This is a genomic window from Pseudomonas izuensis (assembly GCF_002356535.2).
Classification (GTDB): Bacteria; Pseudomonadota; Gammaproteobacteria; order Pseudomonadales; family Pseudomonadaceae; genus Aquipseudomonas; species Aquipseudomonas izuensis.
The window spans coordinates 2747623-2761155 of the sequence record NZ_AP017423.2 but is presented as its reverse complement, the minus strand read 5'-3'; the positions used below and the strand labels follow the sequence as shown (position 1 = coordinate 2761155).

The window sequence follows — 13533 nt, the reverse complement described above, 5'->3', positions numbered from 1 at the left end:
GCTGAAGCAGGCCGCATCCCTTATCTGGCAAATGGACGAAATTAACCATGTGTCGACAATCGTGTTGCATTTAGCGGATTATCCTTTTAAATTCGGCCTTAAGACAACAATGTGTCGACAATCAAAGAATTTACAGGTTTGCAGGAGCAGAGTCTTTCGGTGCTGCCACGGGTGGTCACCCTCGGAAACCGAAACTCTGCTCCTGCTTTTTTTCCTCGTAAGGGACTGTCCCGCCACCCCACCACGCGTGCGCTTTGCCCAGCGCACTACCAGCAGGAGATCGCAGTGCTCCAAGCCTATGACCGTCATGTCCAAGAGCGCGCCGAGGAAGGCCTGCCGCCCCTCGCGCTTAATGCCGAACAAACCGCAGGCCTGGTCGAGCTGCTGAAGAATCCCCCGGCTGGCGAAGAAGCTTTCCTCGTTGACCTGATCACCAATCGCGTGCCATCCGGCGTGGACGAAGCTGCCTACGTCAAAGCTGGTTTCCTCTCAGCCGTCGCCAAAGGCGAAGCCAAATCCCCTCTGCTCGACAAGAAACGCGCTGTTGAACTGCTCGGCACCATGCAGGGCGGCTACAACATCGTGACCCTGGTCAACTTGCTGGACGACGCCGAGCTGGCGCCAGTAGCCGCCGAAGAACTCAAGCACACCCTGCTGATGTTCGACGCTTTCCACGACGTCGCTGAAAAAGCCAAGAACGGCAACGTTCACGCTCAAGGCGTGCTGCAATCCTGGGCTGACGGCGAGTGGTTCAAGAACCGCCCGCCCCTGGCCGACAAGATCAGCCTGCGCGTGTTCAAGGTAACTGGCGAGACCAACACCGACGACCTGTCCCCTGCTCCTGATGCCTGGTCCCGTCCAGACATCCCGCTGCACGCCCTGGCCATGCTGAAAATGGCTCGCGACGGTATCGTTCCGGACGAGCAAGGCAAGACCGGCCCGATGAAACAGATCGAAGAAATGCGCAGCTCCGGCTTCCCAATCGCCTACGTCGGCGACGTGGTGGGTACCGGTTCGTCGCGTAAATCGGCGACCAACTCGGTTCTGTGGTTCTTCGGCGACGACGTTCCTTACGTGCCGAACAAGCGTGCCGGCGGTTTCTGCTTCGGCAGCAAGATCGCTCCGATCTTCTACAACACCATGGAAGATGCGGGCGCACTGCCAATCGAATTCGACGTCTCGAACATGCACATGGGAGACGTGATCGACCTATACCCGCATGCTGGCAAAGTCTGCAAACACGGCACCGACGAAGTCCTGACCACCTTCGAAATGAAGACCCCGGTCCTGTTGGACGAAGTCCGTGCTGGCGGCCGTATCCCGCTGATCATCGGCCGCGGCCTGACCGAGAAGGCTCGCGCCGAACTGGGTCTGCCGCCGTTCGATCTGTTCAAGAAGCCTGAAGCTCCAGCTGAAAGCACCAAGGGTTTCACCCTGGCGCAGAAAATGGTCGGCAAGGCTTGCGGCGTGACCGGCGTTCGTCCGGGCACCTACTGCGAACCGAAAATGACCACCGTGGGCTCTCAGGACACCACCGGTCCAATGACCCGTGACGAACTGAAAGACCTGGCGTGCCTGGGCTTCTCCGCTGATCTGGTGATGCAGTCGTTCTGCCACACCGCGGCTTATCCGAAGCCTGTGGATGTGAAAACTCATCACACCCTGCCGGACTTCATGCGCACCCGCGGTGGCGTTTCATTGAAGGTTGGCGACGGCATCATCCACTCGTGGCTGAACCGCATGCTGTTGCCGGACACCGTCGGTACCGGTGGTGACTCCCATACCCGTTTCCCGATGGGCATCTCGTTCCCGGCCGGTTCCGGCCTGGTTGCATTCGCCGCGGCCACCGGCGTCATGCCGCTGGACATGCCAGAGTCGGTGCTGGTGCGTTTCAAGGGCAAGCTGCAACCCGGTATCACCCTACGTGACCTGGTGCATGCCATCCCTTACTACGCGATCCAGAAAGGCCTGCTGACCGTCGAGAAGAAAGGCAAGATCAACGCCTTCTCAGGCCGCATCCTGGAGATCGAAGGCCTGGACAACCTGAGCATCGAGCAGGCGTTCGAACTGTCCGACGCATCGGCTGAACGTTCCGCAGCGGGCTGTACCATCAAGCTACCTGAAAAGGCCATTGCCGAGTACTTGCGCTCGAACATCACCCTACTGCGCTGGATGGTCGACGAAGGCTACGGCGATGCGCGCACCCTGGAGCGTCGTGCTCAAGCGATGGAAGCCTGGCTGGCCAACCCTGAGCTGCTGGAAGCGGACAAGGACGCCGAGTACGCCGAAGTCATCGAGATCGACCTGGCCGACATCAAGGAGCCTGTACTGTGCGCTCCGAACGACCCGGACGACGCCCGTCTGCTGTCCAGCGTTGCTGGCGAGAAGATCGACGAAGTATTCATCGGCTCCTGCATGACCAACATTGGTCACTTTCGCGCCGCCGGCAAGTTGCTGGAACAGGTCAAGGGTCAGCTTCCAACCCGTCTGTGGCTGTCGCCGCCGACCAAGATGGATGCTCACCAGCTGACTGAAGAAGGCTACTACGGTATCTACGGCAAGGCTGGCGCGCGCATGGAAATGCCGGGCTGCTCGCTGTGCATGGGTAACCAGGCACGTGTAGAGCCGAACTCCACCGTGGTGTCGACGTCGACCCGTAACTTCCCGAACCGTCTGGGTGACGGCGCGAACGTCTACCTGGCTTCGGCCGAGCTGGCGGCCGTGGCGTCCATCCTGGGTCGCTTGCCTACCGCCCAGGAGTACATGGAATACGCAGGCAAAATCGACAGCATGGCGGCCGATGTCTACCGCTACCTGTCCTTCGACCAGATTGCCGAGTTCCGTGAAGCTGCAGCGAAAGCCAATATCTTGGTTGTTCATGCGTAAGTCGTAATACTTTGAACTTTCAGAGCGCCGACAACAACATCGGCGCTTTACTCATGATCGGGCCTTGGTGAACATCCAGCCCCCTACTCACAGGGACAATTGTGGCTTGTTAGATGCTTACAGGATTCGTGAACGTCGAACATCGCCCAGTTAAATCGGCCCTCACACTAAAACTTGGTGTTGGGGGCGCTATTGCTTCGCGGGCCTGCTTGAGCATTAAACTGAGTTGATCGCGGTCGGAACCGACTTTGGTCAACCGTTATCCGTCTGCCCACCACTTGCGATGCATTTCTCATATCCGAAACGCACCAATTTCTTTGCGCAAGACATTGACCAACCCATGTAAATCCTGACTCGCCTGCTCCGCCCGAATAACGCCTCTAGAGGTCTGCTCGCCCACCTGACTGATGTCGACAAGACTCTTGTCGATCTCCATCGAAACATGGGTCTGTTGTTCCGCCGCAACGGCTATCAGCTGACTCTGCTCAACGATCAGCCCTGTAGCCCGGACGATGTTCTCCAGCGTCTGTTGCACTTCATCGGCTTGGGTGACTGTAGTTCCTGCAGTCTTGTGGCTGTTGCTCATGGCTTTGACTGTCTCGGCTACCCGGCTGTGCAAGTTGCCGATCATCTGTTCGATCTCCAGTGTCGATTGCTGCGTGCGTCGCGCAAGCGTGCGCACTTCGTCGGCGACCACAGCAAATCCCCGGCCCTGCTCACCGGCGCGGGCGGCTTCAATGGCTGCATTGAGTGCGAGCAGATTGGTTTGTTCAGCGATATTGCGGATCACCTCCAGGACCTGGCCTATGGCTTCGCTGTCGGCCGCCAATTGATGAATCAAGTGCATCGACCCATCGATTTCCCCCGCCAGTCGCTGGATTGCACCGACCTGCTCTCGCACCCTGAGACGACCCTGCTCGGTTTCCCGGTTTACCTCTCGGGCGCTGCTGACCGCACTCTCCGCATTGCGTGCAACTTGACGTGCAGTCACCGCCAGCTGGTTCATGGCTGTGGCAACGACCTCCAGTTGCTCACGTTGCCCGGTTACCTCACGGGCGCTGGAGCGGGCCACCGATTGCACCAGATCGCTCTGTTGGCCAACCTGCAACACGACGCCATCGACTTGCCTGATCAGGTGCTGGATCTGTCCAACCGTGCCGTTGAACGCTGTACCGAGCGCCGCCAACTCATCCTTGCCCAACACCTCGAAACTCACGGTCATGTCGCCTTTGGCAACCTTGCCCATCACCCGACTCAAGTCATCCAGAATGCCGCGAGTCGCCAAATAAAAAGCACCGTACAAGTAGGTGATCAACAACAAAATGGCGAGTGACGCCACAGACAACAGGATCATCTCGCCGCGGGCCTGCCCAAGTCGCTGTTGCAATGACTGGGTGAGCGATGCCAGCGCTGCTTCGTTCAGCCCTTGAACCTTGTCACTCAAGCCGGTCATCTGATCGAAATAGGCAGGCCACTGCTGCACGGGCTCCGCCGCATTGAGGATTTGCTCATCGAGTAGCTGCTTGCCCCTTTCGAGGCTTTGCAACCCGACCTGCAGCGCGGGTGCAAGCGAACGTGCAATGTGCGCGTCAAAGACCTGGAACTTTTGCGCACTGTCAGCACCGACTCGATCCATCCCCACCATCAATTGCTCCAGGGCAACGCTGTCGGCGGCACTTGGGTAGCCTTGGCCCAAGGTAATCGAACCCAGTGTTCGGGCACTGTTCAGCAGTGCCGATAGCCGTGGCACTTGAACCGCGATCAGGGTACTGAGCTGACGCACGCGCGACTCATCGTTCTGGCTCAGCCCCGCCTGCTCGACAATACTTTCCAACAGAAGCGCACCTTGCGTCGCCAACTGAGCGCTCAACTCCGACCGGGGGGCTGCGCCTTCGGTTTTGCGCAAGGTTTGCAGGCCCTGGTTCAATACCGTGAGTTGACGCTCAATCGTCGACGAACCAAGGCCAGAGATGTCCAGCCGGCTGATGGTGGAGACGGCAGCGTCTTCAGCCAGTTTGATGCGCTGGGTGATATCGCTGTTCTTTTCCACCTGGCTCACCCGCTGCCGGATCAGGGCCAGATCCTTGAGCAGGTCAAGCTGTTGCTGCAACTGCACAGACTCCCGCACCGCCGCCAGGCTGCCCAGTACAGCGGCACTGACCCGCCACTGATGGTAGGCAATGCCCACCAGATACGTATTGGCCCCCAATAAGGGCACGAAGAACAAAACACTGATCAGGCTGAATTTCATGGCGAACCCCAGACGGTTCATCAGCCAGATTCCCGGATAAAACAAAGCCTTCATGCTGCACTCCTTTCCTTATTGTTTTTATGAGTTCAACGCACCAGGTGCTCACCAATGAAATGCGAAACCTTCGGTGGGCCATCGCCACAGTGAAAGGCTCTGACCTTCGCCTCAGCCTGCTGGTCGGCAAGGGTGGTTCGGGTTTGCTGGCGCAGATAATCGGACCATGAATCGACAATGAATCGCTCGAGGTAGTGATCGGGATGGTCCAGTTCCCGGTAGATTCGCCAAAAGCTGGCGCCATCTCGGCGACGCTGGGCACCGATACGGTGGATCTGGCGGAGGAACTCTTCGCGACTCTGCGCACTGACCTGATAGGCGATCTGCACCGCCACCGGTCCCTCGCCTGGCTCGAGACCGGCAAAGTTGAAAGCCGGCAGTTCTGCGCTCGACGGGGTGACTTCGTCGTCGTCACCGAGCCGCGCCGGATAGCGCCACATCACCAGCATCGACAGTGCCACCCCCATGGCTGCGAGCATCAACGCTGTGCGACTGTCGAAGTGACTGGCCGCAGCCCCCCACAGCGCGCCGCCGATGGCCAGGGAGCCCTGAAACACCAACATGTAGATCGCCACTGCGCGAGCGCGAATCCACGGTGCAACTGAAGACTGGATGGCGACCAGATTGCTGGTACCGACAGCGAGCCAGCCGATGCCGGCGAAAAACAGCGCTACACACTGCACTACCGTGCTCGACGCGAGCGCCACCAACAGACAATTGAACGCATACAACAATGCCGCCAGCGCCAGCATCAGGTTAAGCGACATCCGGGCGCGTACCATGGGCATCAGAAACGCTCCCACCATGGTGCCCACGCCGAGACTGCCCAACAGCACGCCATAGTTCCCGGCGCCACCCGACTCGCTGGCGACCACTGGCAACAACGCCCACAGGCCACTGGCTGCACCGACAAAGGCAAAGGTGCGCAAGCATTGCTCACGCATGACGGCTGAGTGCCGCACATAGCGCAAAGTGCCGCGCAATCCAGCCCACAGCGTTTCGGGTGGCAGGCTGGTATCACGGGCCGGTACTTTCATGCGGATCACCACCAGCAACGACCCCAGCAGCAACAGCCCACAAATGGCAAACACACTGACCACATTAGACATCGCGACCACGCTGCCAGCCAGCGCTGGGCCAACAGCACGCGCCGAACTGTAGGACAACGACGAAAGCGCCAAAGCCGAGGCCATGAAGGGTCGTGGCACAGACTCCGCTTGTGTGGTGTACCAAGCCGGCCCTTGCAGCGCAAAACCAATACCGAAGCAAAACGTCAGCCCCAGCAACAGCCAGGGCGTGACCAGGCCCAGGGCACTGCAGGTGATCAAGGTGGCAGCCGTGCAAAACATCCCTAGCTGGGTGACCAGCAGATAACGACGTCGATTGAAAATATCGGCGAACACACCACCTGGCAGTCCAAAGAAAAACGCTGGCAGGCTGATTGCCGTCTGCACCAGCGCCACCAACATCGGTGAGCTGGTCAGCGACACCATCAGCCAGGCAGCGCCTACGTTCTGCATCCAGATCGCCAGGTTCATCGCCAACGCGCCCAGCCACAAGGCGCGGAACGAGGCAAATCGCAGCGGCGCCCATAACGAATTCGAACTGTCTGTCATCGAAGCCTCGCCTTCTCTGATGCAGTCCTCGCGCTTGACTGGCGAAAGGAATGACCGCATATTAAAAACTAACTGTTTGACAGTTTTATATCAGATAGGACAACAAGAATCGACAATCCAGTGCCATACACCGTCAATTACTGACACTGTGGCAGTTTAGTGATCATGGAGCAGGCTTTCGATGACGACTATTCGCCCCGACGCCGACTTTCAGGAATTTCTGAAGCAAGGCCAATTCATGCTCCAGCGCAGCCGCTCGAGCCAACGCTGCTTTTTTTATCCTCGGGTGCTTGAGCCGCGAACCGGCAATACCGACCTGGAATGGGTGCAAGCCAGCGGGCTTGGCACCGTCTACTCAGCGACGGTCATCCGCCCCAAGCCTCCCGCGCAGCCCTACAACGTGTCCTTGGTCGACCTTGATGAAGGTCCGCGAATGATGACGCGCATTGAAGGCATGCCCGCCGAAGAGGTCACGATCGGCATGCGTGTCAAAGCGCGCATCGTCGAGGAAGTTGACCAGTTCTTTGTCGTTTTCGACCCACACCACCACTAGGCGATAGATCATGAAAAATCCGATGTCACTTGCCGGTCGCACAATTGTCGTGACCGGTGCCGGTCAGGGAATCGGCCTGGGCATTGCGCGCCTGGCCATCGAATTGGGTGCCAACGTCGCAGCTGTCGACCTCAATGCCGATGCCCTGCACAGCGCTGCCCATGAGCTGGGCGAGCACTATCTGCCACTGGCGGGCAGTGTCAGTGACCAGGCCTTCGTACAGTCGGCCGTGGAACAGGCTGTCAGCCACTTCGGGGCCGTCCACGGTCTGGTCAACAACGCCGGCATTGGCCGGCCGGCCATGATCGAAAAGATGACGCTGGAGCAATGGCAACAGGTGATCGATGTGCACCTGACAGGCTCGTTTTTCTTCACCCAGGCGGTCGGCCAGCATCTATTGCAACGCGCTCGGGCGGGCGACAGCGCGCCGGGCTCGATCGTGTTTATCTCGTCCGATGCCGGGCGCCGCGGCAGCCTCGGCCAGATCAACTATTCGGCGGCCAAGTCCGGCATGTTCGGCATGGCCATGACAGCTGCACGGGAATGGGCAAAACACGGCATCCGCGCAAACGCGGTGTGTTTCGGCATGGTGGAAACCGCCATGACCGAGAAGGTGCGTACCGATCCGAAGTTTCTCGAAACCTACCTGGCGCAGATTGCACTGGGTCGCTTCGCCTCTCCTGAAGAAGTTTCAGTCCCTGTCTGCTTCCTGCTGTCCGAAGCGGCTTCCTATATCACCGGCCAGGTCCTTTCGGTCAATGGCGGGTACACCATAGCGGTATGACTATGCACAATATTGCCAAAGAAGCACTTGCAGGCCTGCGCGTACTCGACATGACCCGGGTCATTGCCGGCCCTTATGCCGGGCAGATACTCGCCGACCTCGGCGCCGACGTCCTCAAGGTCGAACGCCAGGGCGAAGGCGACGATATCCGTCGCATCGGCCCGCCATGGATCAAGGGCACCGAGAACGAACCCCACCAGGAATCCACCTACAGCCAATCGGTCAACCGCAACAAGCGCTCGATCAGCGTCAATTTCGCCGAGCGCGAAGGCGCCGAGCTATTGCGCCAGCTGGCGGCCAAATCGGACATCCTGCTGGAGAACTACCGGACCGGCACCCTGGCCAAATACGGCCTGAGTTATGAAGAGCTGCGCGAGATCAACCCGCGCCTGATCTATTGCTCTATCACCGGCTTTGGCCAGACCGGCCCCTACGCCAACCGCTCAGGTTATGACTACCTGATCCAGGCCATGGCCGGGGTGATGTCTGTAACCGGCCATCGTGACGGACACGACGGTGATGGCCCGATGCGAGTCGGTGTTCCGGTGGCTGATATCTGCGCCGGCCTTTACGCCGCCATCGGCGTACTCGCCGCGGTCAATCACCGCCATGAGAGTGGTGAGGGCCAGCACATCGATGTGTCGCTGTTCGACTCCCAGGTCGCCGCATTGCTCAACACCTTTTCTGCCTGGTTCAACGGCGGCAAGGAATTGGGCCGCACCGGCAACGATCACCCAAGCGCATCGCCTTACGGCGTTTACGCGGTGGATGACGGCTTTATCCTGGTCGCGACCTTCAATGACCGTGAATTCGCCCGGCTAGCCGCCGCTGTGGACCGCTCCGAGTGGATCGAAGACCCCCGCTTTGCCCGCAACGGTGCGCGTGTCGCCAATCGCCAGGAACTGTCGGCGCTGCTTACCGAGGCGTTGCGTGGCCGTGGCAAGGATGAGTGGATCGCCCACCTCAATGCCGCCACCGTGTCCTGCGGCCCGATCAACAGCATGGCCGACCTTGAGCGCGACCCACATGCCATCGAGCGCGAAATGATCGTGCCGCTAGAACACCCGGTCAATGGCACGATTCGTACCGCGGCAAGCCCGATGCGGTTTTCCTCGACGCCGGTTCAATACAAGTCGGCCCCACCGACGATTGGCGAACACACCAGTGAAATTCTCGGTGACTGGCTGGGGATGAACCCGGCGCACATCGCAGAACTGCGCCAACGCAACGTCATCTGAGGGATCTGCCGTGACATCAACCTTCAGCTTCAAACCCTTGCAGTTGCCGGCTGCCCTGGAGCCATTACGCCAGGAAGTGCGCTCTTTCCTGCAAGACAGCGCCAGCCAATGGTCCGGCTGGAAGATCGGTCATTCCTGGACGGGTTTCGACCGCGAATTCAGCCTTGAAGTCGGTCGCCGCGGCTGGATCGGCATGACCTGGCCCAAAGCCTACGGCGGCCACGAGCGCTCCGGCCTGGAGCGATACGTGGTGGTCGAGGAAATGCTCGCTGCCGGCGCGCCGCTGGGTGCGCACTGGTTCGGCGACCGACAGAGCGGCCCCCTGCTCTTGCGCCTGGGCAGTGAAGAACAGCGTCGCCGCTTCATTCCACTCATCGTCAAAGGCCAGGCCTCGTTTTGCATTGGCCTGAGCGAACCCGATTCGGGCTCCGACCTGGCGTCATTGCGTTCGCGCGCTACCCGTGTCGACGGTGGCTGGCGACTCAATGGCCGCAAGGTATGGACCACCAACGCGCACCTCTGCGACTTCATGATCGGCCTGTTCCGCACCGGCGTCAGCGCTGACTCGGAGCGCCACAAAGGCCTTTCGCAGTTCCTGATCGACATGCGCTCATCCGGCATCGAAGTACGCCCCATTCACGATCTGACAGGCGAAGCCCACTTCAATGAAGTCGTCTTCGACGATGTCTTCGTCCCTGACGATATGCTGGTGGGGCAAGAAGGTGACGGCTGGAGCCAGGCCACGGCGGAACTGGCTTTCGAACGCAGCCAACCGGATCGCTATATGAGCAGCTTTCCTCTGCTGCCCTTGACCATCGAAGCCCTGCATGGCGACCACAAGGCCGACCGCCTGGCGGCACGCAAACTGGGAGAGGCCTACGCGGAATTGACGGTGTTGCGCGAGATGTCACTGTCCATCCTTGGCCAACTTCAGGATGGCCACTCCCCTGCCAAGGAAGCCGCCCTAGTCAAGGACCTGGGCAATACCCATGAACAACGAATCCCGGAGCTCGTGCGCGAATTGCTCGACACGCCATCCACCCTTGTCAGGGGTAACAAGTTGAGTGAGTTGCAGGGTTTCCTCGTACAGAACGTGCCGAGCTTCTCCCTGCGTGGCGGAACACGCGAAATTTTGCGCGGCATCATTGCCAAGGGGCTTGGACTGCGATGAGTGAAGACATGAACATCAGCGAAATGCTCGCAGAACAAGTGAACCGACTCTTCACTGACCGTATCGATCGCCAGACCTGGGTCGATGCTGAAGATGGCCGCCCGGCGACAGTCCTCTGGGCCGAGATCGAGCAGTTGGGCATCCCCCTCGCCATGTGTCAGGAACAGCATGGCGGCGCCGGCCTGAGCTGGACCGAGAGTGAACCGATGTTGCGTCTGTGTGGCACCCATGCGGTTCCGTTGCCCGTCGGGGAAACAGCCATCGCAGCGTGGGCGCTTTCCTGTGCCGGGCTGCAAGTGCCTGAAGGTCCCATGGCGGTATCGACCAGCGTGTATCAACTGGATGGGCAAGATCGCTTGCTGGGTCGTGACCCGCAATTAAGCTGGTTGCCGCAGGTCGAGCATGTCGTATTGCTCGCCGAGCGCGAAGGCGAGCTGTACCTATGCCTGGTTAGAGCCAGTGAAGGTGAGCAGCAAATAGTCGAAACCCTCGACCGCCTTCCCTGCGCGCAATGGAACCTGAGCAACACGCGTCCCGAACAGTTTGCAGCCGCACCGCCAATACTTGGAACGAGCGCGCTGCAACCGCTGATCGCTGTGCTCAGAAGCATTCAGATGGCCGGAGCTTTGGCTAAGGTGCTGGAGTTCTGTGTCGACTATGCCAACACCCGTGTGCAGTTCGGCAAACCGATCGGTAAGTTCCAGGCCATTCAGCACATGATTGCCGAGCTCGCCTCCCAAGCAGCGGCAGCCCAGGTTGCTGGCCTGTACGCGGCACGCATGATCGATGCAGGTAATCCGTTCCAGGCGGCGGCCGTGGCCAAGGCACTGGTTGGAAAGGCCGCGGGACGCGCTGCCGCCATGGCCCACCAGGTCTTTGGTGCCATTGGCGTGACCGACGAGCACAGCCTGCATTACTACACTCGCCGCCTGTGGCAATGGCGTGCGGATGCCGGCAGCGAACACTACTGGGCAGAATGTCTGGGCCAACAGATTTTGGCCCACGACGGTGCGGCCTTGTGGAGTAGGCTGACCCAACCTATGGAACAGCCTGCCTAGCATCAAGATGCTGTCGGCCTTGATTTCAGGGCCGACAAGCTATCGGTCACTTCGTATCACTTCTGGCTTCTGATCAACTGCAAAAACTCTTGGCGAGTGTTGGCACATTCGCGCAATTGTCCGAGCATGACCGAGGTCGTCATCATCGAGTTCTGCTTTTCCACGCCGCGCATCATCATGCACAGGTGCTTGGCTTCAATGACCACGGCGACACCGACGGCATTGGTGACTTGCTGGACCGCATCGGCAATTTGCCGCGTCAGGTTCTCCTGAATCTGCAGGCGGCGCGCAAACATATCGACGATGCGGGCAATCTTCGACAAGCCCAATACCTTGCCTGACGGAATGTAGGCCACATGCGCCTTGCCAATGAACGGCAGTAGATGGTGTTCGCACAACGAGTACAGCTCGATATCCTTGACGATCACCATTTCATCATTGTCCGATTCGAACAGCGCACCGTTGACGAGTTCTTCGACGGTTTTCTGGTAACCATTACACAAATACTGCATGGCCTTGGCCGCACGTTTTGGGGTGTCCAGCAACCCTTCACGTTCGACATTTTCACCAAGCCCCTGAAGGATGGCCTGATAGTGCTGCGACAACTGCTCGCTCATATCGCCCTCACGAAACCACGCCGGCCAACACCTGCGCAGACAAATCAATCGACTGGAAGAAAGCGGGCTCGTTTAGCAAATCAAACGAGCCCTTGGGCCTGGAGCGCTGCAGATCAGATCTTTTTCAGAATGGTGACGACGCAGGCGCCACCCAACCCGACGTTGTGCTGCAGCCCCAGGCGTGCGCCAGGTACCTGGCGATCACCCGCCAACCCGCGCAAATGCCAGGACACTTCAGCGATCTGCGCCAGGCCCGTCGCCCCCAATGGATGCCCCTTGGACAACAGTCCGCCGGATGGGTTGGTAACCACCTTGCCGCCATAGGTGTTGTCGCCATCGAGAACGAAGCGTTCGCTGCCGCCTTCGGCGCACAAGCCCAGCGCCTCGTAGCTGATGATCTCATTGGATGAGAAGCAGTCATGCAGCTCGACCAGATCCAGGTCCTGCGGCCCTACACCTGCTTGCGCATAGGCTTGCTGAGCAGCCCGCGAGGTCATGCCGGCACCGACCACTTGGATCATGCTGCCGGACTCGTAGCTTTGCGGTCCGTCGGTGGTCAGGCTCATGCCGGCGATCTCCACGCAATTGGCCAGGCCATGTTTGCGTGCATAGGCTTCGGACACCACCACTGTCGCTGCGGCGCCGCAGGTCGGCGGACAGCACATCAGGCGCGTCAATGGACCAAAAATGGCTGGCGAACCCATGACCTGCTCCAGGGTCAACGGGTCAGTGAACAGCGCGTAAGGGTTGCGCCCGGCATGGCTGCGGGCCTTGACCGAAACCCGACCGAACAGCTCGGCACCGACGTTGTATTTCTCCATGTATTCGGCACCCGCGCCACCGAAGTACTGGGGTCCCGAAGGCGCCAGCTCGTCCCAGCCACGGATGCGTCGAGTGGCCTCATCGATACGCACGGTGATTGGCGTGCGCGCAGCGGCATCACTGCCAGCCAGAGCACCGGGATTCATTTGTTCGAAGCCAACGGCCAAGGCCACATCGACAACGCCACTCATGACCGCCTGACGCGCCAGAAACAAGGCCGAAGAGCCGCTGGCACAGGCGTTGTTGACGTTGATCACCGGAATCTGCGTCAACCCCGCATGGTATAGCGCCGTCTGCCCAGAGCAGGTGTCACCGGAAACGAAGCCGGCATACGCCTGTTGCACCTGACCATATTCAATACCGGCATCCTTGAGGGCACTGGCAATCGCCTGTGCGCCCATGACGTCATACATTTCACTCTTGCCTGGCTTGGTGAACTTGACCATGCCAACACCGGCGACCAGAACTTTATTGCTCATGCTG

Annotated in this window: 10 protein-coding genes and 1 pseudogene; 6 read left to right on the top strand and 5 right to left on the bottom strand. The window is 59.6% G+C overall.

The window, feature by feature from the left end; translation table 11 throughout:
• Positions 1 to 285 precede the first annotated feature (285 nt).
• Positions 286 to 2886 carry a bifunctional aconitate hydratase 2/2-methylisocitrate dehydratase gene (acnB, locus tag LAB08_RS12405; RefSeq protein WP_096511929.1) on the top strand — a complete coding sequence of 867 codons (2601 nt, stop codon included), beginning with the start codon at positions 286 to 288 and terminating at the stop codon, positions 2884 to 2886.
• A gap of 292 nt (positions 2887 to 3178) precedes the next feature.
• Here the strand turns inward: acnB and LAB08_RS30780 are convergent, their stop codons facing one another.
• From LAB08_RS30780 to LAB08_RS12395, 3 genes and pseudogenes are all read right to left on the bottom strand, one after another.
• A complete protein-coding gene (locus LAB08_RS30780; protein WP_436799358.1) occupies positions 3179 to 3892 on the bottom strand; it encodes a methyl-accepting chemotaxis protein in 714 nt (237 codons plus the stop codon).
• Between the two features lie 144 nt (positions 3893 to 4036).
• A pseudogene (locus tag LAB08_RS30775) lies at positions 4037 to 4240 on the bottom strand (HAMP domain-containing protein); the annotation flags it as partial.
• 983 nt (positions 4241 to 5223) lie between these two features.
• The gene (locus LAB08_RS12395; RefSeq protein WP_157755714.1) at positions 5224 to 6807 is read right to left on the bottom strand and encodes an MFS transporter; all 1584 of its coding nucleotides are present in this window, start codon (positions 6805 to 6807) and stop codon (positions 5224 to 5226) included.
• Between the two features lie 181 nt (positions 6808 to 6988).
• Between LAB08_RS12395 and LAB08_RS12390 the strand changes: the two genes are divergently transcribed.
• From LAB08_RS12390 to LAB08_RS12370, 5 genes are read left to right on the top strand one after another with little or no spacing between them, the layout of a single operon-like run.
• Complete coding sequence (locus tag LAB08_RS12390; protein ID WP_096511932.1) at positions 6989 to 7360, top strand: Zn-ribbon domain-containing OB-fold protein; 372 nt, start codon at positions 6989 to 6991, stop codon at positions 7358 to 7360.
• Between the two features lie 10 nt (positions 7361 to 7370).
• The gene (locus LAB08_RS12385) at positions 7371 to 8144 is read left to right on the top strand and encodes an SDR family NAD(P)-dependent oxidoreductase (protein ID WP_090468961.1); all 774 of its coding nucleotides are present in this window, start codon (positions 7371 to 7373) and stop codon (positions 8142 to 8144) included.
• Positions 8141 to 9382 carry a CaiB/BaiF CoA transferase family protein gene (locus tag LAB08_RS12380; protein ID WP_096511933.1) on the top strand — a complete coding sequence of 414 codons (1242 nt, stop codon included), beginning with the start codon at positions 8141 to 8143 and terminating at the stop codon, positions 9380 to 9382. The genes LAB08_RS12385 and LAB08_RS12380 overlap by 4 nt, the downstream gene beginning before the upstream one ends.
• A 10-nt stretch (positions 9383 to 9392) precedes the next feature.
• On the top strand, positions 9393 to 10553 hold the full coding sequence (locus LAB08_RS12375) for an acyl-CoA dehydrogenase family protein (protein ID WP_096511934.1): 1161 nt from the start codon (positions 9393 to 9395) through the stop codon (positions 10551 to 10553).
• A gap of 8 nt (positions 10554 to 10561) precedes the next feature.
• Complete coding sequence (locus tag LAB08_RS12370; protein WP_157755715.1) at positions 10562 to 11611, top strand: acyl-CoA dehydrogenase family protein; 1050 nt, start codon at positions 10562 to 10564, stop codon at positions 11609 to 11611.
• A 56-nt stretch (positions 11612 to 11667) separates the two neighbouring features.
• Here the strand turns inward: LAB08_RS12370 and folE are convergent, their stop codons facing one another.
• Both folE and LAB08_RS12360 read right to left on the bottom strand, forming a co-directional pair.
• Positions 11668 to 12228, bottom strand: coding sequence for a GTP cyclohydrolase I FolE (folE, locus tag LAB08_RS12365; protein ID WP_096511936.1), 561 nt, complete (start codon positions 12226 to 12228; stop codon positions 11668 to 11670).
• A gap of 113 nt (positions 12229 to 12341) precedes the next feature.
• Positions 12342 to 13529, bottom strand: a complete 1188-nt coding sequence (locus LAB08_RS12360; RefSeq protein ID WP_096511937.1) for a lipid-transfer protein — start codon at positions 13527 to 13529, stop codon at positions 12342 to 12344.
• Positions 13530 to 13533 lie beyond the last annotated feature (4 nt).